The organism is Streptomyces sp. NPDC093221 (assembly GCF_044753885.1).
Lineage (GTDB): Bacteria > Actinomycetota > Actinomycetes > Streptomycetales > Streptomycetaceae > Actinacidiphila.
Genome location: NZ_JBIVOA010000006.1, coordinates 14399 through 36645 on the forward strand (window position 1 = coordinate 14399; position 22247 = coordinate 36645).

18 protein-coding genes are annotated in these 22247 nt (G+C 73.3%); 12 read left to right on the forward strand and 6 right to left on the reverse strand.

The genetic code is table 11. The features are described 5' to 3' along the window. Positions 1-139: 139 nt before the first annotated feature. The 3 genes from ACIQCJ_RS23155 to ACIQCJ_RS23165 all read left to right on the forward strand — a co-directional run bounded on the left by ACIQCJ_RS23155 (position 140) and on the right by ACIQCJ_RS23165 (position 7438). Positions 140-1846, forward strand: coding sequence for a nitrate/nitrite transporter (locus ACIQCJ_RS23155; RefSeq protein ID WP_401721201.1), 1707 nt, complete (start codon positions 140-142; stop codon positions 1844-1846). A 195-nt stretch (positions 1847-2041) separates the two neighbouring features. Next, on the forward strand, positions 2042-3088 hold the full coding sequence (locus ACIQCJ_RS23160; RefSeq protein WP_402712382.1) for a LuxR C-terminal-related transcriptional regulator: 1047 nt from the start codon (positions 2042-2044) through the stop codon (positions 3086-3088). 168 nt (positions 3089-3256) lie between these two features. After that, the gene (locus ACIQCJ_RS23165) at positions 3257-7438 is read left to right on the forward strand and encodes a carboxypeptidase regulatory-like domain-containing protein (protein ID WP_391046300.1); all 4182 of its coding nucleotides are present in this window, start codon (positions 3257-3259) and stop codon (positions 7436-7438) included. A gap of 75 nt (positions 7439-7513) precedes the next feature. On the opposite strand, the gene ACIQCJ_RS23170 is transcribed toward ACIQCJ_RS23165, so the two are convergent. The 3 genes from ACIQCJ_RS23170 to ACIQCJ_RS23180 form a co-directional block, all read right to left on the reverse strand. Continuing rightward, complete coding sequence (locus ACIQCJ_RS23170) at positions 7514-8173, reverse strand: alpha-ketoglutarate-dependent dioxygenase AlkB family protein (protein ID WP_402712383.1); 660 nt, start codon at positions 8171-8173, stop codon at positions 7514-7516. Beyond that, on the reverse strand, positions 8170-8871 hold the full coding sequence (locus ACIQCJ_RS23175; RefSeq protein WP_402712384.1) for a FadR/GntR family transcriptional regulator: 702 nt from the start codon (positions 8869-8871) through the stop codon (positions 8170-8172). The genes ACIQCJ_RS23170 and ACIQCJ_RS23175 overlap by 4 nt, the downstream gene beginning before the upstream one ends. Before the next feature lie 168 nt (positions 8872-9039). Next, positions 9040-9825 (reverse strand): polysaccharide deacetylase family protein, encoded by a 786-nt coding sequence (locus ACIQCJ_RS23180; protein ID WP_402712385.1) that lies wholly within the window; start codon positions 9823-9825, stop codon positions 9040-9042. Between the two features lie 429 nt (positions 9826-10254). Between ACIQCJ_RS23180 and ACIQCJ_RS23185 the strand changes: the two genes are divergently transcribed. From ACIQCJ_RS23185 to ACIQCJ_RS23210, 6 genes are read left to right on the forward strand one after another with little or no spacing between them, the layout of a single operon-like run. After that, positions 10255-11877, forward strand: a complete 1623-nt coding sequence (locus ACIQCJ_RS23185) for an ATP-binding protein (protein WP_402712386.1) — start codon at positions 10255-10257, stop codon at positions 11875-11877. Beyond that, a complete protein-coding gene (locus ACIQCJ_RS23190) occupies positions 11874-12296 on the forward strand; it encodes a roadblock/LC7 domain-containing protein (RefSeq protein WP_355332904.1) in 423 nt (140 codons plus the stop codon). The genes ACIQCJ_RS23185 and ACIQCJ_RS23190 overlap by 4 nt, the downstream gene beginning before the upstream one ends. Continuing rightward, positions 12293-12658 (forward strand): DUF742 domain-containing protein, encoded by a 366-nt coding sequence (locus tag ACIQCJ_RS23195; protein ID WP_355332902.1) that lies wholly within the window; start codon positions 12293-12295, stop codon positions 12656-12658. The genes ACIQCJ_RS23190 and ACIQCJ_RS23195 overlap by 4 nt, the downstream gene beginning before the upstream one ends. Further along, positions 12633-13259, forward strand: coding sequence for an ATP/GTP-binding protein (locus ACIQCJ_RS23200; protein WP_355332899.1), 627 nt, complete (start codon positions 12633-12635; stop codon positions 13257-13259). Before ACIQCJ_RS23195 ends, ACIQCJ_RS23200 begins: the two co-directional genes overlap by 26 nt. After that, entirely contained in the window at positions 13259-14572 is a 1314-nt protein-coding gene (locus ACIQCJ_RS23205; protein ID WP_402712387.1) for a cytochrome P450, read from the forward strand. The genes ACIQCJ_RS23200 and ACIQCJ_RS23205 overlap by 1 nt, the downstream gene beginning before the upstream one ends. After that, positions 14569-15804: a cytochrome P450 gene (locus ACIQCJ_RS23210; protein ID WP_402712388.1), complete on the forward strand. Its 1236-nt coding sequence runs from the start codon at positions 14569-14571 to the stop codon at positions 15802-15804. The genes ACIQCJ_RS23205 and ACIQCJ_RS23210 overlap by 4 nt, the downstream gene beginning before the upstream one ends. A gap of 75 nt (positions 15805-15879) precedes the next feature. Here the strand turns inward: ACIQCJ_RS23210 and ACIQCJ_RS23215 are convergent, their stop codons facing one another. Continuing rightward, positions 15880-16818: a 5'-3' exonuclease gene (locus tag ACIQCJ_RS23215; RefSeq protein ID WP_355332893.1), complete on the reverse strand. Its 939-nt coding sequence runs from the start codon at positions 16816-16818 to the stop codon at positions 15880-15882. A gap of 48 nt (positions 16819-16866) precedes the next feature. Here ACIQCJ_RS23215 and ACIQCJ_RS23220 point away from each other — a divergent pair, with 48 nt between their 5' ends. Then, the gene (locus ACIQCJ_RS23220; RefSeq protein ID WP_401306835.1) at positions 16867-17616 is read left to right on the forward strand and encodes a helical backbone metal receptor; all 750 of its coding nucleotides are present in this window, start codon (positions 16867-16869) and stop codon (positions 17614-17616) included. A 15-nt stretch (positions 17617-17631) separates the two neighbouring features. Here ACIQCJ_RS23220 and ACIQCJ_RS23225 read toward each other — a convergent pair whose 3' ends face one another. Beyond that, positions 17632-18753, reverse strand: coding sequence for a TDT family transporter (locus tag ACIQCJ_RS23225; protein ID WP_402712389.1), 1122 nt, complete (start codon positions 18751-18753; stop codon positions 17632-17634). A gap of 70 nt (positions 18754-18823) precedes the next feature. On the opposite strand from ACIQCJ_RS23225, the gene ACIQCJ_RS23230 reads away from it, so the two are divergent. Both ACIQCJ_RS23230 and ACIQCJ_RS23235 read left to right on the forward strand, forming a co-directional pair. Beyond that, the gene (locus ACIQCJ_RS23230) at positions 18824-19774 is read left to right on the forward strand and encodes a LysR family transcriptional regulator (protein WP_401721233.1); all 951 of its coding nucleotides are present in this window, start codon (positions 18824-18826) and stop codon (positions 19772-19774) included. Positions 19775-19915: 141 nt separating this feature from the next. Beyond that, the gene (locus tag ACIQCJ_RS23235; protein WP_355332884.1) at positions 19916-20908 is read left to right on the forward strand and encodes a DUF2510 domain-containing protein; all 993 of its coding nucleotides are present in this window, start codon (positions 19916-19918) and stop codon (positions 20906-20908) included. A 78-nt stretch (positions 20909-20986) separates the two neighbouring features. Here the strand turns inward: ACIQCJ_RS23235 and ACIQCJ_RS23240 are convergent, their stop codons facing one another. Continuing rightward, entirely contained in the window at positions 20987-22189 is a 1203-nt protein-coding gene (locus ACIQCJ_RS23240) for an amino acid deaminase/aldolase (protein WP_355332882.1), read from the reverse strand. Positions 22190-22247 lie beyond the last annotated feature (58 nt).

Sequence of the window (22247 nt, forward strand, 5' to 3'; positions counted from 1 at the left end):
ACCCCTAGGCATACCGACCAGTCGGTACTAGCCTCTGGCCACACCTTCGGGGCCGGCCGCACCGCACCCCCGAGGGGCCGCAGCAGTGCCGTCCCCGTGCCACTCCACCCGGTCTCCAAGCATCTCCAGGAGGAGCCGTATGTCCGCCACCCCGACGCCGCTCGACGCCGACAGACCCGGGCCCGACGCCCGGTCCGCAGGCGCCCGTACCGCGCTCAGTCGGCTCTACCGCCGTGACCTGGCCGAATATCCGGCCACCGGGCGTCGTATGGCGTATCTGGCGATCGTGGTGATCACCACGGTCGTGCTGTACTACATGCTCTACATCCAGTACGCGGTCGCCACGTCGATCATCACGCACTTCGACATGACCTACCGCTACTTCGTGTGGGTCTCGGTGATCGGCAACGCGGTGGGCGCCTTCGCCTCGCTGGTGGCCGGGCTCGCCGACCGCTGGGGGCGGGCGAATCTGGTGGTCTACGGGCTGCTCGTCGCGTCGCTGCTGGTCTTCCTCGGACTGCCGAACGCGGGCGGCAAGACCACGTATCTGGTGCTGTTCGCGCTGGTCAGCTTTATCGAGGGCATCGTGCTCGTGGCCACGCCCGCGCTGATCCGCGACTTCTCGCCGCAGGTCGGGCGGGCCACCGCGATGGGCGCCTGGACGATGGGGCCGGTGATCGGCAGCCTCGTCGTCACCACCGTCACCAGCAACACCCTGGACACGTCGAGCTGGCAGGACGAGCTGCGCTACTCCGGCGTCTCCGGTCTGGTGGTCTTCGTGATCGCGATCTTCGCGCTGCGCGAGCTGTCCCCCGGACTGCGCGACCAGATCATGGTGACGCTGCGGGACCGGGCGCTGGTCGAGGCGCGCGCCAAGGGCATCGACCCGCAGGCCGCGAGGCGCGGCGAGTGGCGGCAGATGCTCCGGCTCGACGTGGCGGGCTCCGCGCTGGCGATCTCGCTCTTCCTGCTGCTGTACTTCGCGGCCGTCGGCAACTTCGTCGTCTACTTCGCGACCACCTACGGCTACACCGAGCAGCGGGCCAACGCGGTCGCGAACTGGTACTGGGCGGCGAACGCCATCGCCCTGGTGGTGATCGGCGTGATCTCCGACCGGCTCAAGGTGCGCAAGCCGTTCATGATCGTGGGCGCGGTCGGTTCCATCGTGGTGACCGCGATCTTCGCCTCCCGCGCCACCCACCCCACCACCGGCTACTACACCTTCGCGTGGCTGTTCATCGGGATCGGCGTCTTCAGCGGCATCGCCTACGGGCCGTGGATGGCGAGCTTCACCGAGACCGTCGAGAAGCACAATCCGGCGGCCACCGCGACGGGCCTGGCGGTGTGGGGCTGGACGATCAGGATCGTGGTGGCGGTCTCGGCCGCCTTCATCCCGGTGCTGGTCACCTCCGTCACCCCGCTGGTCGACCACGGCACCGAGGTCACCGTCGCGCAGCGGCAGGCGGCGCCCGCGCTCGCCGTCGTCAACGCCCATCCCCAACTCTTCGCGGAACTGGGCAAGTACCCGCCGGGCAAGGCGCCCGCGGCCCTCACCCAGCAGGCGGTCCAGGAGGTCGGCCCCGCCGACCTCGCCGTGGTCCAGAAGGCGCAGCCGCAGTTGGCCGTGCTCACTAAGTACGGCGCCAAGGTGCAGAAGGCCGCGCACGACGGCCCCGGCCAGTGGCGTACCTGGTGGTGGATCTGTGTCGGCGGCCAGGTCCTCTTCCTGCCGTTCGTGTTCGTGATGGCCGGTCGCTGGAGTCCCAAGCGGGCCAAGCAGGACGCCGATGAGCACCAGGCGGCGGTGGACCGCGAAATGGCGGCGCTCGCGGCGGAACCCGCCTGAGGCACACGGCACATCCGCGAAATCGCCCGCCGTGCTCAAGAAATGACACAGCGTCAGTCATGCGGGGGTAATGGCCCGGTCATGGGCCCGTCAGGTGCCTCGGCGCCCGGCGGGCCCATGAATGATGTGCGACGGCCATGGCGCGCCTGTGTGAATCGCCGGTCTCGGCGGCCCGTGAGGGCTACAGTCCCGATCATGAGCGAACGTCCGTTTGAGGCTCTGGGGTTGAGTGCCGACGCGGACCGGGCCTACCCGTTGCTGGTGGCCACGCGGGGAGTGGCCGATGCGGAACTGGCTCGGCAGATGGGGGTGTCGAGGGCGCGGGCGGAGGAAGCCTGCGGGGAGTTGGCCGGGCGCGGCCTGGCGAAGCTCGGGCGCGACGGGCGCTGGTATCCGGTGCCGCCGCAGAGCACGCTGCTGCCGCTGGTGTCCCGCGCCCAGGAGCAGTTGCGGCGCGGCCGGGAACTGCTCGACCGGCTGGGCGTGGAGTACCAGCGGGTGCACGAGGGCCACCGGGCGGAGGAGATCGTCCGGGTGGTCGAGGGCCAGGCCGCCATCGGCCGCTGGGCGGAACAGCTCCACGCCTCGGCCGTCTCGGAGTTGATGGCCTTCGTCCGTACCGACAAGGACACGGCGGACGACACCGTCCCCGACCCGCTGGCCTGCGGCTCGGCCGCCGTGCCGGGGATACGCCGCCGGGTGGTCTTCGAGCGGGCGGGCCTGGAGTCGATGGGCCTGGACCCGCTGGCCGCGCTCGACCCGCCGGGCACCCGGCAGCAGGCGTTCGTCCGGGTCACCGACCGGCTGCCGGTGCGGCTGTGCGTCGCCGACCACTCGCTGGCGCTGCTGCCGCTGCCCGCCGACGCGCGGCCACCGGACCCCGTGATGCTGGTGATCCGGCCGAGCGGACTGCTCGACGCGCTGGTCACGCTCTTCGAGTCGGTGTGGGCGGACGCGGTGCCGCTCGGCCGCCCCGACGCCGGACCCTCGCCGGCCCGCGCCGACGCGGGATCGGCCCGCAGCGCCGTCCAACTGCGCATCCTGGCCATGCTGGTGAGCGGCAGCACGGACGCGGCGATGGCCCGCGCCCTGGGTGTCGCGGTGCGGACCGTGCAGCGGCACATCGCGGCGATGCAGCGGGACGCCGGAGTCGACAACCGTATACGGCTGGTCTGGCACGCGGCCCGGCACGGCTGGCTGGACGACGGATACGGACGCGGTGAGGTTGTGCCGTCTGGTTGACGTGAACGCGACGTGCAGTTCCGGTGTGGGTGATGTCAGGTATCCGACAATCACTTCGGGTTCCAGTGGTGCGTGTGAGGCACAGGTATACGCCAGCGGTTCGATCGGACCGCAACCGGCCACGACCTCGTCATGGCACGGTCCCCTCCGGCATCACGGAGTCCCGCCTTGCGCATATTTCCCAGACGGAGCGGAGGTCGGCGCGCCGCTACCGCGGTAGCCGCCCTCGCGTCGGCCACCATCGCCCTGCTCGGCCTTCAACTGCCCGCCGCGGCAACGGCGTCCGCCGCACCCTCCTCCCGGCCCGACGTCGTACGGCAGTGCGGCGACGCCCAGCCGGGTCAATTCCGCTGCTTCGCGCTGCGCCGCACCGACGTGGCCGCGCACAAGGGCATCCAGCCGCTCGCCGCCACCCCGGCCGGCTTCGGTGCCACTGACCTCCAGGACGCGTACAACCTGCCCGCCGACGGCGGCGCGGGCCAGACCATCGCCATCGTCGACGCCTACGACGACCCCACCGCCGAGGCGGACCTGGCGATCTACCGGGCGCAGTACGGCCTGCCCGAGTGCACCACCGCCAACGGCTGCTTCAAGAAGGTCAGCCAGCGCGGCGGCACCGACTACCCGTCACCCGACCCCGACTGGGCGGGCGAGATCTCGCTCGACGTCGACATGGTCTCGGCAGCCGCCCCCAACGCCCACATCCTGCTCGTCGAGGCCGACTCGGCGAACTTCGCGGACCTGGGCGCCGCGGTGGACGAGGCGGTCGCGCTCGGCGCGAAGTACGTCTCCAACTCCTACGGGACCGGCTACAGCAGCACGCCGGGCAGCGGCGAGGACCCGTCCGAGACCACGGACATGGACCCGTACTACAACCACCCGGGTGTCGCGGTGGTCGCCTCCTCCGGCGACGACGGCTTCGGCGTCAGCTACCCGGCGGCCTCGCAGTACGTGACCTCCGTCGGCGGCACCGCGCTCGCCAAGGACACCGGCACCAGCCGCGGTTGGACCGAGTCCGTGTGGAACAACACCTACGGCGGCCCCGGTTCGGGATGCTCGCTCTACGAGCCCAAGCCGGCCTTCCAGACCAACGGCTTCTGTGACAAGCGGTCCGTCGCCGACGTCTCCGCGGTCGCCGACCCGGTCACCGGCGTCTCCGTCTACCAGGGCTACGGCGGCAACGGCTGGGCGGTCTACGGCGGCACCAGCGCCTCCTCCCCGCTGATCGCGGGCGTGTACGCGTCGGCCGGCACCCCGGCCGCGGGCACGTACCCGAACTCCTACCCGTACGCGCAGGCCGGCGCCCTCAACGACGTCACCGCGGGCAACAACGGCACCTGCTCGCCCACCCAGCAGTGCACCGCGGGCCCCGGCTACGACGGCCCGACCGGCCTCGGCACCCCGAACGGCCTGGCGGCCTTCCGCAGCGGCCCGCACGGCGTGCTCACCGGCAAGGTCACCGACCACGCCACCGGGGCGGCCATCGCGGGCGCCAAGGTGACCGCGGGCGACTACAGCGCCACCTCCGACGCGACCGGCGGCTACAAGCTGGACGTCCCGCCGGGCAGTTACGACCTGACCGCCGCCGCCTACGGCTACGCGAGCAAGACCGCGTCCGCCGTCGAACTGGCCGACGGCGCCACCGTCACCACCTCCTTCGCCCTGGACGCGGTGGCCAAGCAGACCGTCGCGGGCAAGGTCACCGACGGCTCGGGCCACGGCTGGCCGCTGTACGCGAAGATCACCGTCGACGGTGTCCCCGGCGCGCCGGTCTACACCGACCCCGTCACCGGTGACTACTCGCTGACGCTCCCTCAGGGCAGCGCGTACACCCTGCACGTCAGCGCCAACTACCCCGGCTACAAGACGGTCGACAAGAGCCTCCAGATCGGCACCGCCGACCAGACGCTCAACGTCCCCGTGCCCGTCGACCCGTCGTCCGACCAGGCGCCCGGCTACGCGGTGCACCTGACCGGCAGCAGCGAGGCGTTCACCTCCACCACCGGACCCCCGGCGGGCTGGTCGGTCACCAACGCGGACAGCACCAACGGCGGTTGGGTCTTCAACGACCCGGGCGCCCGCGGCAACAGGACCGGCGGCAGCGGCGGTTTCGCCAACATCGACAGCGACAACATCGGCCAGGGTCTCAGCCAGGACAGCTCGCTGCTGTCCCCGTCCTACGACCTCACCGACGTCGCCGCCCCGGTGCTCGGCTTCGACACCGACTACAAGGCGTTCAGCAACTCCACCGCCGACGTGGACGTCTCGACCGACGCCGGCGCCACCTGGACCACCGTCTGGCACAAGACGACCACCTCGGTGGCCGGTCCCACGCACGTCGAACTCCCGCTGGCCGACTACGCGGGCAAGAGCGACGTACGGCTGCGCTTCCACTACAAGGGCAACTGGGCCTACTGGTGGCAGCTCGACAACGTTTTCGTCGGCAAGCGGACCTACGACCCGGTCAGCGGCGGCCTGATCGTCGGCAACGTGACCGACAGCAACACCAAGGCGGGCGTCAACGGCGCCACCGTCACCAGCACCGACGCGCCCGACGACCACACCACCACCAACGCCACGCCCGACGACCCGAACCTGGGCGACGGCTTCTTCTGGATGTTCTCGCACCTCACCGGCAAGCACCCGATCACGGCCACCGCGTCGAAGTACACCTCGGCGACCGCGACCGTGAACGTCCCCAGGGACGGCGTCGGTTCGCACAACCTCGCCCTCAAGGCGGGCCAGATCAAGGTCACCCCGGCGAGCATCAGCAAGACCGTCGCCTGGGGCAAGAGCGCGAGCCAGGTCGTGACGGTGAAGAACACCGGTAACGCCCCGGCCACCGTCACCCTCGGCGAGACGCCGGGCGGAGTCGTCCTCCAGAAGGCCGGCGGCGCCCCGCTCAACCTCGTCAAGGGCCACTACTCGCCGCTGTCGCTCACCACGCACGGCGCGAGCGCCAAGAAGGGCGCGCTGTCGCCCGGCGGCAAGGCCACCACCGACGCCGCCGCCAACGCGCAGGGCGCGGCGGGCGACGCCTGGCAGACCATCCCCGACCTGCCCGTACCCACCGGTGACAACGCGGTGGCCGTGCACAACGGGACCGTCTACTCGGCGTTCGGCTTCACCGGCGTGGCCGACACCAGCGACCTGTACGCGTACAGCGCGGACAGCGGCGCCTGGACCAAGCTCGCCTCCGCCGCCGACACCCGTGAGGCCCCGGTCCACGGCGTGATCGGCGACAAGTTCTACGCGGCCGGCGGCTGGGGCGCCAGCGGCAACCCGGACGCCAAGCTGGAAATCTACGACATCGCCTCCAACACCTGGAGCACCGGAGCCAATTCGCCCAAGCCGTACGCGGGCGCGGGCAGCGCGGTGCTCAACGGCAAGCTGTACTCGGTCGGCGGCTGCACCGCCACCGCGTGCGGCACCGCCGACGTCACCTCCTACGACCCGGCCACCAACACGTGGGCCAGCGCCGCCGCCTACCCGGAGCCCATCGCCTGGGAGTCCTGCGGCGCGGTCACCGGCAAGCTCTACTGCTCCGGTGGCACCACGGACGCGGGCAGCACCACTCACGCGTACGTCTACGACCCCGCCGCCGACTCCTGGTCGCCGATCGCGGACCAGCCGACCGACGCGTGGGGCGCCACGTACACCTCGGCCAACGGCGTGCTGCTGGTCAAGGGCGGTGCCATCAACGCGGGCGCCGCGCTGACCAACCAGACGTGGGCCTACCAGCCCACCGACAACACCTGGACGGCGCTGCCCAACGCCAACGCCTCGCTCTACCGCGGCAGCGGCGGCGCCGGCTTCTACTCGGTCGGCGGCCTGGCGGGCCAGACCCCGGCCAAGAACGCGGAAGTGCTCCCCGGCTACGACCAGCCCGACGTCACCGACGTCACCTGGCTGTCGGAGAGCGCCACGTCCGTCACCGTCGCACCCGGCGCCAGCACCACGCTGACCGTCACCCTGGACGCCTCCGTCCCCGAGATCACCCAGCCGGGGACGTACTCGGCCTCGATCGGCCTGGCCAGTGACACGCCGTACAGCATCGCCCCGATCCCCGTGTCGCTGACCGTCAAGCCGCCCGCCACCTGGGGCAAGATCACCGGCACCGTCAGCGGCGGCGGATCGCCGCTGGCCGGGGCCACCGTCCAGATCAACACCTGGGCGACGCACTACACGCTGAAGACCGCCCCCGACGGCACGTACGCCCTGTGGCTGGACGTCCGCAACAACCCGCTCCAGCTCATCGTGGCCAAGGACGGCTGGCAGCCGACCGTGGCCACCGTGAAGATCACGAAGGGAGCGACCGTCACCAGCAACTTCACCTTGCTGAAGGACTGATCGGGACTCCTTCGCAGCAGCGCGCCCCCGTCGCCGGTTCCCACCGGCGGCGGGGGCGCCGCCGTGCGAGGGGCCTCAGTCGGTGAGGCCGGTGACGCGCAGCGTCAGATTGAGGCGTCCGCCGCTCAGCCCGACGGCCGGATCGCCGGTGTGCGGAAGGACTTTGGGCACCCCGTGGAAGGCGTAGCGGGACGGCCCGCCGAAGACGAAGAGGTCACCGGAGGCCAACTCCACGTCGGTGTACGGCTTTCCGCGCGTCTCGGTGTTGCCGAAGCGGAAGACGCAGGTGTCGCCGATGCTCAACGACACCACCGGGGCACCGGACTTCTCGTCCTTGTCCTGATGCATGCCCATCGTGGCGCCCTCGCCGTAGAAGTTCACCAGCACCGTGTCCGGCGCGTACGCCGCCCCCGCGGCCCCGTCCTCGTACGCGTCCGCCACCGCGCGGCGGCCCAACCCGCCCAGGCGCTCGGGGAACGCGGCGACCCGGGCGCCGTTCACGTCGTGCGCGATCCGCGAGTACGCGTACGGGCTCCAGTGCCAGCCCAGACACATCGTGTGCACCGACATGACGCCGCCGCGCGGCAGCCGGGTGCGCCGCATCGGCACCGGGCCGCGCGCCCACGCGCGGCACGCCGCCACCAACTCGGCCTGTTCCTCGGGGGAGAGCCAGCCGGGCACGTGGACGGCGCCGGGCGCGGGCCGCGAGCGCGGCCGGGGGATGAGCGCGTTCACGTCGCGCTCCTGGCCCGCGCCTCGCGCAACAGGCGGGCGAAGACGTCGAGTTCGGCAGCGACCAGGCGCTCGGCCGCGTCCGCGTCGCCGTCGAGCACCGCCGCGACCAGCGCTTCGTGACCGTCAGGACCCGCGGTCCCCAGGGCCAACAGGGCCTCGCGCAGCGCGGGCGCGAACTCGGCGAACAGATCGGTGAGTACGGGATTGCCGGCCGCGGCCACCAGCGCCGCGTGCAGCGCGAGGTCGGCGTCCACGCGGGCCGCCGGATCGGCGGCGGCCTCCGGCCGGGCGGCGCGTGCGGTGGCCGTGAGCGCCGAGGTCAGTGCTGCGTCGAGCGCCGCCGCGTCCTCGCCGGTACGGCGCCGCGCCGCCAGCCGTACGGCCCGCGTCTCCAGCAGCGCGCGCACCTCGTGGACGTCCGTCGCCGCCGCCCTGCCGAGCTTGGCCGACCACTCCTCGACCGGTTCGGTGGCGATGACGAACACCCCGGCGCCCTGCCGGGTCCGCAGCTGCCCGGCACCGGCCAGGGCGCGTACCGCCTCGCGGACCGTGGACCGGCCGACACCGAGCGACGCGGCGAGCGCCGTCTCGCCCGGCAGCCTGGCGCCCACCGGCCAGCGCCCCTCGGCGATCTGGTCCCGCAGGCGCTGCGCGGCCTGCTCGACGAGCGGACTGGGGCGCAGTGATCCGACGGTCATCGGCGTCTCACCTCGCAGGTCTCAGGTTCTCTGAGGAGTCGTCCCAAGATCAGTTTACTCGGGGCCACCGGGCCGGCGACCCGAGCGGGACGGCGGCCGAAAGCGGGGCTCGACGCGCGGGCTCGATGCGCGGGAGGGGCACACGGGGCCCGGTGCGCGGGAGGGGCCTCAGGGCTTGTAGATCTTCCCCGGCTCCGGCTTCGCGGGGGCCATCAGCTCCGGCACGGTCACCAAGGTGTAGCCCTCGGCGCGCAGCGAGTCGATGATCCCGGGCACCGCGGGCACCGTCCCCTTGTAGAGGTCGTGCAGCAGGATGATCCCGTCCTGGTGCGCGTCCTTGAGGATGCGCTTGTGGATCAGCGCGGAGTCGGTGGTCGCGTAGTCGCTCGCCGTGTCGTTCCACAGCACCAGCGACAGGCCCAACTCCTTGGAGATCTTGGCGACTTCCTTGTTGGTACGGCCCTGCGGCGGGCGCATCAGCGTCGGCCGCTTGCCGGTCAGCTTCTCGACCGCCGTGTTGAGCCGGTCCAACTCGGTGCGGATCTCGGCCGGTTTGAGGTCGGTCAGCCTGCGGTGGGTCCAGGTGTGGTTGCCCAGCACATTCCCGTTCCGCCCCATCTGCGCGACCAGGTCCGGGTACTTGTCCACGTGGTTGTGGCCCAGCAGGAAGAAGGTGACCCGCACCTTCTTCTCGTCGAGGACCTTCAACAGCGCGGGGGTGTGCTCACTGGGGCCCGCGTCGAAGGTCAGCGCGATGCACTTGGCCTTGCGGCAGTCGACGGCTCCGGCGGGCAGCGCCGCGTCGGCCCCGGCCTTCTTCGCCGCCGCGTTCCGCGCGCTGCGTGGGGACTGGGTGTCATACGTGGTGCACCCGCTCAGCGCCGTCGCCAGCGCCACCGCCGCCACCGCGGCTCCGGCGCACCGGCGTCGTATGGCTGAGGGCGTTCCTGGCATGGCGGGTCCTCCGGGTCTGTGCGTGGGCGCGCCGCGCGGTGGCTCGGAACGGCACCGCGCGGCTGCGTACGGCTGCTCGGCACGGGGCTCCGCCCGGCCCGCCGCGCGGGCTCGCCGGGCGACATCCGTGCGAAGTCTGTATGTCCGCTCTGTGTCTGCTGAGCGGACGGAGACTCACCTTACACACCCGCTATGTACGGCATGTATAGCGGGGTGTTTCGGCCACGCCGCAGGTGGGACAGGGGTGCCCCGGTGCATGAATGTCCGTTGTGTCGACACTTCGGGCAGAACCGGTCGCCCTCGTGCCATATCGAAAAGGATCTTCGCGCAAAACAGCGCGCGACCGATCGGTTCCAGTGTGTACTGGGCACGGCCCGCCCCCGGGCGGCCCGCCGTCCCGCCGTTCCCTGATCCTCCGAGGCCGATTCGATGATCGAGATACCGGACCTGGCCGTCGCCGGCCTGGCCGCCGGGACCGTGTCCGCCTTAGTGCTCGGCGGCGGCCTGCTGCGCTCCTTACGGCACAGGACCCGGCACCGTGCGGAGATCGCCGGGCTGCGGTCCCGGCTCGACGAGGCGCGGCAGGAGACCGAACGGGTCACCACGGCCGTCGCCGCCGAGATCGCCCACCTGGCCGCCGCGCGCATCCCCGCCGAAGCCACCCGCGCCGCCCACCCGCACGTCCGGGTGCCGGGACCGCTGCACCCCGGAACCCTCGGCGGCCGGGCCACGGCGGACGCCGAGTCCCCGGACGGCCGACCGCCGCACCCCGACCCCCCGCACCCCGACCCGCCGCACCCCGGACCCCCAGCCGCTGAACGCCCGGCCGCCGGACCCCCGCCCGCCGACATCGAAGCCGCCCTGGGGGACGTCCTCACCGCCGTCCTCGCCGCGACCGCCCGGGAGCGCAAGCGGGTCGACGCAGCCGCCCGCGCGGGCATGCGCGGCGCCACCCGCGACATCCAGGCCGGGCTCTACCGCCTCCAGGACGTCCTGCGCGGACTCCAACAGCGTTACGACGAGCCCGAGTTGGCCCAGACGCTGTTCGCCCTCGACCACGAGAACGAGCAGTCGCTGCGCCGCGCCCAGGTGACGGCCGTGGTGTGCGGGGCCTGGGTCGGCCTGGCCCGCGAGGAGTCGCACCTGGTCGAGGCGGTGACCGGCGGCCAGTCCCGGCTCGTCGGCTACCACCGCGTCCGGGTCAACAACCACCTCGAACCCGGTACGGCGCTGGTCTCGCACGCCGTCGAGCCCGTCGCCATCATCGTGGCCGAGCTCTTGGACAACGCGCTGCGGCACTCCGCGCCCGACACCGCCGTGGTGGTCAACCTCGAAACCGTCCACCACGGTGTCTCCGTCACCGTGGACGACTCCGGCGTCGGCATGGCCGCCGACGAGCGGGCGTACGCGCAGAAGATGGTCGCGGGCACCGACCCGATCCTGCTCTCCGACCTCGGCGACCCGCCGCGCATGGGCCTGGCCGCGATCGGCCAGCTCACCCGGCGCTTCGACCTGTCCGTCGACCTCTCCTCGCCGTCGCCCTACGGCGGCGTCCGGGCCGTCCTGCTGGTCAGGAAGCACCTGCTCAGCCATATCGACCCGGTCGAGCAGCCGCCCGCCGCCAGCACGCCGCGCTCCACCCGCCCGGCCGTCGCGGACGACGGCGCGCCCGACCCGGCCCACGCCCGCGCCGGGTCCCCGGCGGACACCGAGCCCGGAGCCGTATCCGCCTCCGCGGCCGTACGCGAGACGGCGGCCGGGCACCAGCGGGCGGCCGAGACGGACGCCGGACCCGAAACGGGACCCGGACGTAAAACCGGACCCGGGGCCGACAGCGGTACGGGCGCCGACGACACCGCCGCGGAGGTGCTGCCGCAACGGCGACGCAAGGCCCGCGCCGCCCACGGGAGGGCGGCGGCGAACGGGACCGCCGCCGCGCCCGCGGCACCCGCCCGCACACCGGAGGAGGCCGCCGCGGCCCTCGGCGCCCTCCAGGCCGGAACCGCCGCGGCCAGAAACGCCGTCGACACCGAAGGGAACGACCCGCGATGACCAGCCGCGACACCGGCGACACCGCGTGGGTGCTGGATCCGATCCTGGAGATCCCGCATGTCACCGCAGCCGTCCTGCTCACCAGGGACGGTCTCGTCTCCGGGTACTCGGAGGCGCTGTCCCAGGCCACCGCCGAGCGCACCGCAGCGATCACCAGCACCGTCCAGGGCGCCTGCCGTACGGCCGCCGCCGCCTTCGCGGACCGGACCGACGCGCGAATCCGGCAGGTGGTGATCGAGTCCGACCACGGCTACATCCTGGTCGCGCCCACCGAACACGGCACGTGCGTGGCCGCGTTCGGCGGTCCCGAGGTCCGTCTCGACCTGCTCGCCCACCGGGTCCACTCGCAGGTGGCCAGGCTCGGCGAGAAGGCCATGACCGCCGCGCCCCGCGCGGGCGATGGCGGCACCGCGGAATGACCGGCCGCCGGACCGGCCGCCCGCTGGTCCCCGCCTATCTGTCCACCGGCGGGGTGGCGCGGCCGAGCCGGGACAGCCTGGAGCGGCTGTCGGTGCTGACCAGCACCGACGCCGACGGCGCGATTCCCGCCGAACTCCCCGCCGCCCAGCACGCGTTGCTGGAACTGCTGGACGGCGGATCCCTCACCGTGGTGGAGACGGCGGCCCTGCTGGGGCTGCCCGTCTCCGCCGTCCGGGTACTCGCCGCGGAGCTGACCGACCGGGGGCTGGTCAGCGTCCGTCCGCCCGTACCCGTAGCCGACCTGCCGGAACCCGACCTGCTGAAGAGAGTGGCCGATGGCCTCCGCGCCCTCAAGCACTGACCCCCACCGAGGCGACGTACATCTGCCGGACAGCGCCCGCGAGTTGGTGAAGATCCTGGTGGCGGGTCCGTTCGGGGTGGGCAAGACCACGCTGATCGACTCGGTCTCCGAGATCCGCCCGCTGCACACCGAGGAACACCTCAGCGAGGCGTCCGCCGCCGTCGACGACCTCGACGGCGTCCGTGACAAGACCACCACCACCGTCGCCATCGACTTCGGCCGGATCAGCATGGCGGGCGGCGTCGTCCTGTACCTGTTCGGCACCCCGGGGCAGGAACGGTTCCGCTCGCTGTGGGCCGACATCGCGTACGGGGCGCTGGGCGCGCTGGTGCTGGTCGACACCCGCAGGATCAACGACTCCTTCGACGTCCTCGGCCTGGTGGAGGAGACCGGCCTGCCGTACGCCGTCGCGCTCAACACCTTTCCCGACGCGCGGACGTACACCGAGGCCCAGTTGCGGCAGGCGCTCGACCTGGAGCCCGGCACGCCGATGGTGGCGTGCGACGCGCGCGACACCAACTCCTCCGTCGACGCGCTGCTCGCGCTGGTGCAGCACCTGATCGACCGCAAGGACGCCGACCCAACGCCCGGAGCCCTCTGATGAATCACCCTCCCGCAGCGCCCTCTCCCGCGCCCGCCGCGCCGTCATCCTCCCCATCGTCCTCCCCATCGTCCTCCTCCGCGCCCGCCACTCCCGCCGACACCTTCGCCCGGTCGGCGCCGGTCCGGCTCTGGGAGGACGGCTTCGCCGCCGACCCGCACCGCTACTACGCGGCGCTCAAGGCGCAGGGCCCGCTCGGCTGGGCCGAACTCGCGGCGGGCGTACCGGCGTACGTCGTCACCGACCGGCGCGCCGCGCTCGACCTGCTGCGTGACGCGGAGACCTGGTCGCACGACCCGCGCCCGTGGGAGTCCACGGTCGCCGAGGACGCGCCGATCCTCGGCATGATGCGCTGGCGGCCCAACACCCTGTTCTCCGACGGCGACGCGCACGTCCGCTACCGCCGCGCCTTCGCCGACGCGGTCGACCTGGTGGAACCCGCCGATCTGCGCGAGCGGGTGCACCGCGCGGTGGACATCCTGATCGGCCGCTTCGGACCCGTCGGCCACGCCGACCTCGTCGCCGACTTCGCCCGCCCGCTGATGTCGCTGATCTTCAACAACCTCTTCGGGCTGCCGGACAGCGAGAGCGGCCGACTGGAGGTCGCGCTCGGCAAGATGATGGAGGGCGGCGTCCAAGCGGCCGAGGGCGAGGCCGAGTTCGGGGCGTACGTGCTCGGACTGATCGCCGCCAAGAGCGAGACCCGCGGCCCCGACCTGACGAGCTGGCTGCTGGACCACCCGGAGGACCTGACGGCCGAAGAGGTGACCTGGCAGGTCTTCCTCACCCTCGGCGCGGGCCACGAGCCGACCGCGAATCTGGTCTCCAACGCGCTGTCGCGCATCCTCGGCAACCCCGACTTCTACACCACGCTGACCAGCGGCTCCCGCCCGGTCATGGACGCCGTCGTCGAGGTCCTGCGGTACGAGACGCCGCTGTCCAACTACGGCATCCACTTCGCGCGCGAGCCGCTGAGCTTCCACGGCGTGTGGGTGCGGGCGGCCGTGCCCGTCGTCATCTCCTACGGCGCGCTGGGCCACTTCGCCGAGCAGGAGTCGGGCGGCGCCCACCACCCGGGCGACGCCTCCCACCTGTCCTGGTCGGCGGGCGAGCACTCCTGCCCGGTGAAGCAGCACACCCTGCTGATCGCCACCGAGGCCATCGAACGCCTCACCCAGTGGCTGCCCGACCTGGAACCCACCACCGACCGCGACCGCCTCACCTGGCGGCCGGGCCCGTTCCACCGCTCGCTGACGGCGCTGCCCGTCCGCTTCACCCCGCGCACCCCCGACCAGACCGGAGACCGCGCATGACCGCGCCCGCCGCCCGTGTGGCCATCGACCCGTTCGGCACCGACATCCCCCTGGAGAACGCCGAGTTACGGGCGCTGGGCCCGGTGGTGCCGGTCGAACTGCCGGGCGGCATCCCGGCCTGGGCGCCCACCGGCTACGACACGCTCAAGTCGCTGATCCTCGACCCGCGGGTCAGCCGCGACCCGCGGCAGCACTGGGCGCTGTGGTCCGAGGTCGGCGACCACCCCGCCTGGGGCTGGGTCCTCGGCTGGGTCGGCGTGGTCAACATGCTCTCCACGTACGGCTCCGACCACGCCCGGCTGCGCAAGCTCGTCGCGCCCAGCTTCACCGCCCGGCGCACCGAGGCGATGCGCGTCCGCGTCGAGACGATCACTCAGGAGCTGCTGAGCGCACCGGAGTTGGCGGCGGCCGACGGCCGGCCGGTCGACCTGCGCGCCGCGTACGCGCACCCGCTGCCGATGCGGATGATCTGCGAACTCTTCGGCGTCCCCGACCACTTGACGGAGGCGACGGGCACGCTGATCGCCGCCATCATGGACACCTCCGACCCGACCCCGGAGCACGGACGGTTCGTCCAGGAGCAGATCGGTGTCGTGCTGCCCGCGCTGATCGGCCACAGGACCGAGCACCCCGGCGACGACATGACCACCGAGCTGATCCGGATGCGCGCCGAGGACGGCGACCGGCTCAGCGACGAGGAGTTGCTCTACACCCTGCTGCTGGTGATCGGCGCCGGGTTCGAGACCACGGTCAACCTCATCGGCAACGCGGTGGTCGCGCTGCTCACACACCCCGGCCAACTCGCCGCCGTACGGGCGGGGGAGATCGGCTGGGACGCGGTCATCGACGAGGTGCTGCGCGTCCACCCGTCGATCGCGGCGCTGCCGCTGCGCTTCGCGGTCAGCGACATCACGGTGGACGGGGTCACCATCCCGGCGGGCGACGCCATCGTCACCACGTACGCCGCCGCCGGCCACGACCCGGCGCACTACGGGCCCACGGCCGCCGAGTTCGACGCGACGCGGGCCGCCGACGACCATCTCGCCTTCGGCATCGGTGTGCACCGCTGCATCGGCGCCCCGCTGGCCCGGATGGAGGCGCGCACCGCCCTCCCGGCCCTCTTCGAGCGCTTCCCCGACCTCCGACTCGCCGTCCCGCAGGACGAGTTGCAGCAGGTGCCGTCCTTCATCGCCTACGGCTGGCAGCGAATCCCGGTCCATCTGCACGGCTGACGCCGCTGCCGCACGGCCGCACGCGAAGGCCCCCAGCACGTAAGGGCAGCACGTCAAGGCCGCACGTGAGGAGGATCAGCGCGCGCCCTTGGCGGCGAGCGTGTCCAGCAGCCGGGTCAGCGAGCCGCCGAGCCCCCAGCGCTCCGCGAGCGACTCCAGCACCTCGGGGTCGGCGGCCTCGCCCGGCAGCGTCGGATCGAAGTCCGGCAGCGGTACGTCGGCGGCGACGGCCACGACCTTGGGCGCCACGTCGAGATAGGCGGCGGCCTCCACGATGTTGCGCCGCCTGGCCGGGGTCAGCTTGGACATCGGGTCGGTCGCGGCGGCCCGCACACCGGCCAGGTCCCCGTACTCGGTGACGAGTTGGGCCGCCGTCTTCTCGCCGATGCCCTTCACGCCGGGCAGCCCGTCGCTCGGGTCGCCGCGCAGCGCCGCGAAGTCCGCGTACTGCCCGGCCCGCACCCCGTACCGGTCCTGGATGGCCGCCTCGTCGATGACGTCGCAGTCGCCGACGCCCTTGCGGGGGTAGAGCACGCGCACGCCCCGCGCGTCGTCCACGAGCTGGAACAGGTCGCGGTCCCCGGTGACGATCGCGACCGGCGTGCGGGAGGCGGTGGCGAGGGTGCCGATGACGTCGTCCGCCTCGTAACCGGCGACGCCGACCCGGGTGACGCCGATCGCGTCGAGCACCGCCTCGATCACCGGCACCTGCGGGGACAGCGTGTCGGGCACCTCCTCGACGCCCTCGGTGTCCTCGACCACGCGGTGCGCTTTGTACGACGGGATCAGGTCCACCCGCCACTGCGGGCGCCAGTCCGCGTCCATGCAGGCGACCAGCGCGGTGGGGGAGTGGTCGGCGACCAGCCTGGCGATGAAGTCCAGCAGCCCGCGCACCGCGTTCACCGGTGTGCCGTCCGGTGCCTTCACCGATTCGGGCACCCCGAAGTAGGCGCGGAAGTACAGGCTCGCGGTGTCGAGCAGGAGCAGTTTGCCGCCGGGCGTGTCGTCAGTCACGGCGCCAGCATCGCACGGGGGTCGGACAGTCCGTCGTACGGTGGGCGGGTGAATCAGGGCCGTTACGCCGTACGCCGGGTGGTCTCGCTGGTGCCGTCGCTGACCGAGGCGGTCGCCGCCACCGCGCCGGAACTGCTGGTCGGCGCGACCGACTGGTGCACCCATCCGGCGGACCTCGACGTGGTGCGGATCGGCGGCACCAAGAACCCCGACGTGCCCGCCGTCGTCGCCCTCGCCCCCGACCTCGTGGTCGCCAACGAGGAGGAGAACCGCGCCCCCGACCTGGCCGCGCTGCGGGCCGCGGGAGTGCGCGTCCTGGTCACCGACGTACGGACGCTGCCCCAGGCGTTCGGCGAGCTGCACCGGATGCTGGTCGACGGCTGCGGGGTGCCGCGCCCGCGGTGGCTGGACGAGGCGGAGGCGGCCTGGCGGGGGATTCCGGCGGCGCCCGCGGTCACGGCGACGGCGGTCGTGCCGATCTGGCGGCGGCCGTGGATGGTGCTCGGCCGCGACACCTTCGCCGGTGACCTGCTGGCCAGGCTCGGCGTGCGCAACGCCTACGCCGGACACGCCGAGCGCTACCCGGCGGTCCCGGTCGAGGAGCTGCGGGCCGTGGGCGCCGACCTCGTCGTCCTCCCCGACGAGCCGTACCGCTTCACCGCCGACGACGGCCCCGAGTCCTTCCCCGGCCTGCCCGCCGCCCTGGTCAGCGGTCGCCATCTCACCTGGTACGGGCCCTCGTTGGTGCGAGCGCCCGCCGTCGTGGGGGCCGCGCTGAGGGCGGCGCGCACGTACTGAGACCGGTCAAGCCGGTCACCCCGTGGGCGCCGCCAGCAGCCGGCCGCTCACCGTCCCCCGCAGCGTGCCCGCGCCCGCCGCCAGCCAGGCCACGACCAGCGCCGCGTACAGCCCGACCGCCAGCCAGCCCAGCGCGTGCAGACCGGTGTGCCGGGCCAGGCTCGCCGCGCCGGTCACGCAGGTGCCGACCGGGAAGGTGAAGGCCCACCAGGTCATCGCGAACGGCATCCCGCGCCGGGCCGCCCGTACCACCAGGGCCGCCGCCACCGCGAGCCACAGCAGCGCGAAGCCCATCACCGGGACGCCGTACAGCACCGCGAAGCCGCGCAGCGCCGTCGCGTACGGGGCGGGGACGGCGCCGGAGGCCACGTCGGCGCCCTGGCCGACCGCCGTCGTGGACTGCCCGAGCGGACCGAGCACCAGGAAGAGCGTCGGGGTCAGGGCGAGCGGCAGCGGCCCGCGGCGCACCAGGCGCGACCACACCAGCGGCAGCATCGTCAGCGTCGCCAGCAGGCTCAGCCCGAACATCGCGTAACAGCCCAGCAGCAGCGCCTCCCTGGCCTGTACGGCGTCGGCGGGCAGACGCGGGATCAGCGCGGGCCCGGTGGCCGCCGCGACCATCGGCGCCACCACCGGCAGCAGCCACACGGGCGACGCGTCATCGAGGCCGATCCGGTGTCTGGCCACCATCAGATACGGCACGGCCGCCGCGACCGCCAGCGACGACGCCGTCCCGACCGCCCACAGCGCCGCGTCGACCGTGACCGCCGTACGCTCCCCGAGCACCGGCGGCCCGAGCAGCAGCGTGCCCGCGCCGACGGCCAGCAGCGCCATCGGCAGACAGCCGTAGAACGGCGCCACGGCCGGGTCGCGCAGATGGCGCCGCGCCTGGTCGGTGTGCCAGGCCCAGTGCGCGCAGCGGGCCGCGAGGACCGCGACGAGCAGGACCGCGGACAGCGCCCACACCCCGGTGCACACGTCCCGCAGCCAGCGGTGTGCGCCCGGCAGCGCCACCCCGGCGTTCGCCACGATCGCCGTCCCCATGACGGTGGCGTACCAGTTGGGACCGACGTGCCGTACCGCGGGGACACGGGTACGGACCTGGGCGAACGGCTGGGCGGCGTGAACAGTGGCCATGCTCCGACCCTCCCCTCCCGCGGGCCGCCCCGGTAGAGCCCGCGAGGCTATGAGGGCATAACGTGGGCTTATGGCTCAGCCGTCCACCGCGCCGCCCCCACCAGGCACTCCGCTCGCCCGCCGGGTCCCCGACCTCGCCGCCATGGAGCTGCTGCTGGCCGTCGCGCGGCTCGGCAGCCTCGGGCGGGCCGCGCGGGAGCTGGGCATCAGCCAGCCCGCGGCCAGCGGGCGGCTGCGCGGCCTGGAGCGGCAGCTCGGCGTGGCGCTGGTCCGCCGCTCGCCCGGCGGCTCGCGCCTCACCGACGAGGGGGCGCTGGTCAGCGAGTGGGCGCGCAAGGTGCTGGAGGCCGCCGAGGCGTTCGACGCGGGCGCGCGGGCGCTGCGCGGCAGGCGCGACTCCCGGCTCCGGGTCGCGGCCAGCATGACCGTCGCCGAATACCTGCTGCCCGGCTGGCTGATCGCCCTGCACGGCAGCCACCCGGACACGGCCGTCTCGCTCGCCGCGGGCAACTCCGCGGCCGTCGCCCGGCAGGTGCTCGCGGGCACCGCCGACCTCGGCTTCGTCGAGGGCGTGGACGTCCCCGCGGGCCTGGACGCCGTCGTGATCGCGCACGACCTGCTGCTGGTCGTGGTCGCGCCCGCCCACCCCTGGGCCCGCCGCCGCAAGGCGCTGACCGCGGCCGAACTCGCCGCGACCCCGCTCGTCCTGCGCGAGGAGGGCTCCGGCACCCGGCAAGTGCTCGACGCGGGCCTGGCGGGACACGGCGGCCCGGCCGTACCGCTGCTCGAACTCGCCTCGACCACCGCCGTGAAGGCCGCCACCGTCAGCGGCGCGGGGCCCGCGGTGCTCAGCGAACTCGCCGTCGTGGAGGAGCTGGCCGCCCGCCGCCTCGTCCGCGTCCCCGTCGCCGGTCTCGACCTCGGCCGGTCGCTGCGCGCGGTGTGGACGGCGGGCCACCGCCCGGCGGGCCCGGCGCGCGACCTGCTGACGCTGACCCGAGGCAAGAGCGGCAAGCGGTAGGAGCGCCGAGGGGCGAGAGGGACGGGCAGCGCGGGGGACGGGCGGCCGTGCGGCCGGAAATCGCGGTGACAGAACGGGTGTAACCGGGCTGTGACCGACGCCCTTACGGGATTCTCATGCAGGGGCCATAGGGTGACGGCCGTGACGACGACGACCCCGCCCGGCTGGTATCCAGAACCCGGGCACACAGGCAACGGCCCGGCCATGGAACGCTGGTGGGACGGGAGTACGTGGACGGAGTACACCAGGACCGCGCCCGTCCCGGTGGACGCGGTCCAGCAGCCCTACGCGGGCTACCCCGGCACGCCGGGCTATCCGGGCGACGTCGTGGCCGGCGGCCCCGGCGGCGGCGGTCGCCGTACCGGTGCGGTGGTCATCGCGATCGTGGCCGCGCTCGTCCTGATCGGTGGCGTGGTCGCCGGAATCCTGGTCCTGGGCAAGGACGACAAGAGCGACAAGAACGCCTCGCCGACGCCCAGCGCCTCGGCGCCGCACCGGGGCGAGTCCCGGACACCGCGGTCGCCGGGCGGCGGGTCGCCCGACCCCGACTCCCCGGACGGCTCGCAGGGTCCCGACGGCGGCAGCGACGGCAAGGCCGTGGACGGCTACGACGGCATCAGGCTTCCCGTGCTCAACGGCTGGACCGGCACCTCGGGCGCCAACGGCATCGGCGCCAGCGTGGTCACCGGCGGCTACCCGTGCCCCGGCGACGCCACCAAGGACTGCGTGCGCGGCGGCGTCTTCGCCCAGCCCGCCGAGGCGCTCAAGCTCACCGCGACCGGAGCGGAGGCCGCCGCCAAGGCGGACATCGCGCAGAACGCGGCCGACGCGTACAGCACCGACATCTACGGCGCCACGACCTCGCACCAGCAGATCGCGTCGCAGCCGGTCACGGTCGCCGGGCAGAAGGGGTACTTCGTCCGCTGGAAGATCGTCACGAAGTCCGGCACCAGCGGGTACGTGGAGTCCCTCGCCTTCCCCTCGCCCCGCGACCCGAAGAACATCGCGGTCGTCCGCTTCGGCTTCGACATCGGCTCCAAAGCCCCGAGCCTGGCCGTCATGGACCAGATCACCCAGGGCATCAAGGCCGACAGCAGCGGCGGCACCGGCGGCACGGGCGGCACCGGCGTCTGACCCGCGTCCCGCGCGAGGCCGTACGCGACAGGGGGCGGTGCCCGGACCCCGGGTGCCGCCCCCTGCCGCCTTCAGCGGCTACAAGAACGTCTTGCCCTCACCGCGGTACGTCGGCACCGTCGCCGTCACCCGGTCGCCCTCGACCAGGTGCAACTCGGCGAAGCGCTCGCACAGTTCACCGGCCTTCGCGTGCCGGAACCAGACCTTGTCGCCGATCAGCAGGTCGTCCGCGGGCGACCCCAGCAGCGGGGTCTGCACCTCGCCGGGACCCTCCTGCGGGTCGTAGCGCAGCCCCTCCGGCAGATACGGCACCGGCAGCCGGTCGGGCCCGGCCGCGCCGGACGCCGGGTAGCCGCCGCCGAGCACGGTCACCACGCCGACGCCGGGCCTGCGCACCACCGGCTGCGCGAAGAGCGCGGCCGGACGGCCCCGGAAGGACGTGTAGTTGTCGAACAGCCGCGGCACATAGAGCCCGGAGCCCGCCGCGATCTCGGTCACCGCGTCCTCGGCAGCGGTGGTCTGCACGCTGCCGGTGCCGCCGCCGTTGACGAATTCCAGCTCCGGCGCGACCGCCCGCACCGCGCGGACCGCCTCCGCGCGCCGCGCCGCCAGCTCCTTGCGGGCCGCCGACTGCATCAGCCGTATGGCCCGCGACCGCAACGGACGGCCCGCGACCGCGTCGCCGACCCCCGCGACATGCCCCTCGTACGCCATGATCCCGGCCAGCCGGAAGCCGGGCCGCGCGGTGACGGTACGGGCCAGCGCCGCCATCCGCTCCGGGTCGTGCAGCGGCGAGCGCAGCGCGCCGATCCGCAGCCGCCCGCCCAACTTCCGCAGGCTGGTGTCCATTTCGAGACAGACCCGGACGGTCTCGTCGCCGCCGCCGCGGGCCGCGTCGATCAGGTCGAGGTGCGAGACGTCGTCCACCATCACCGTGACGGCGGCGGCCAGCTTGGGATCGGCGGCCAACTCCGCGAAGCCGTCCCGGTCCGCCGACGGATACGCCAGCAGGATGTCGGTGAAGCCCGCGCGCGCCAGCCACAGCGACTCGGCCAGGGTGAACGACATGATGCCCGCGAAGCCGTCGCGGGCCAGCGCCCGCTCCAGCAGCGCCCTGCACCGCACCGACTTGGACGCCACCCGGATCGGTTTGCCGCCCGCGCGGCGCACCAGGTCGTCGGCGTTGGCGTCGAACGCCTCCAGGTCGACGATCGCCACGGGGGCGTCGAGATGGGCGGTGGCCCGGTCGTACCGGGTGCGGTCGGCAGCGCGTTCTGACATGTCATGAAGCTTGCCAGACAGGGGCTACCGGGCGGTAGGGGCGTACGGGGCACGGCCG

Bases quoted from the DNA above. Each gene is read 5' to 3' on its own strand.
- ACIQCJ_RS23205 (WP_402712387.1), top strand. From the start codon at position 13,259: ATGAATCACCCTCCCGCAGCGCCCTCTCCCGCGCCCGCCGCGCCGTCA.
- ACIQCJ_RS23185 (WP_402712386.1), top strand. From the start codon at position 10,255: ATGATCGAGATACCGGACCTGGCCGTCGCCGGCCTGGCCGCCGGGACC.
- ACIQCJ_RS23210 (WP_402712388.1), top strand. From the start codon at position 14,569: ATGACCGCGCCCGCCGCCCGTGTGGCCATCGACCCGTTCGGCACCGAC.
- ACIQCJ_RS23155 (WP_401721201.1), top strand. From the start codon at position 140: ATGTCCGCCACCCCGACGCCGCTCGACGCCGACAGACCCGGGCCCGAC.
- ACIQCJ_RS23180 (WP_402712385.1), bottom strand. From the start codon at position 9,825: ATGCCAGGAACGCCCTCAGCCATACGACGCCGGTGCGCCGGAGCCGCG.
- ACIQCJ_RS23175 (WP_402712384.1), bottom strand. From the start codon at position 8,871: ATGACCGTCGGATCACTGCGCCCCAGTCCGCTCGTCGAGCAGGCCGCG.
- ACIQCJ_RS23230 (WP_401721233.1), top strand. From the start codon at position 18,824: ATGGCTCAGCCGTCCACCGCGCCGCCCCCACCAGGCACTCCGCTCGCC.
- ACIQCJ_RS23195 (WP_355332902.1), top strand. From the start codon at position 12,293: ATGACCGGCCGCCGGACCGGCCGCCCGCTGGTCCCCGCCTATCTGTCC.
- ACIQCJ_RS23225 (WP_402712389.1), bottom strand. From the start codon at position 18,753: ATGGCCACTGTTCACGCCGCCCAGCCGTTCGCCCAGGTCCGTACCCGT.
- ACIQCJ_RS23240 (WP_355332882.1), bottom strand. From the start codon at position 22,189: ATGTCAGAACGCGCTGCCGACCGCACCCGGTACGACCGGGCCACCGCC.
- ACIQCJ_RS23160 (WP_402712382.1), top strand. From the start codon at position 2,042: ATGAGCGAACGTCCGTTTGAGGCTCTGGGGTTGAGTGCCGACGCGGAC.
- ACIQCJ_RS23200 (WP_355332899.1), top strand. From the start codon at position 12,633: ATGGCCTCCGCGCCCTCAAGCACTGACCCCCACCGAGGCGACGTACAT.
- ACIQCJ_RS23190 (WP_355332904.1), top strand. From the start codon at position 11,874: ATGACCAGCCGCGACACCGGCGACACCGCGTGGGTGCTGGATCCGATC.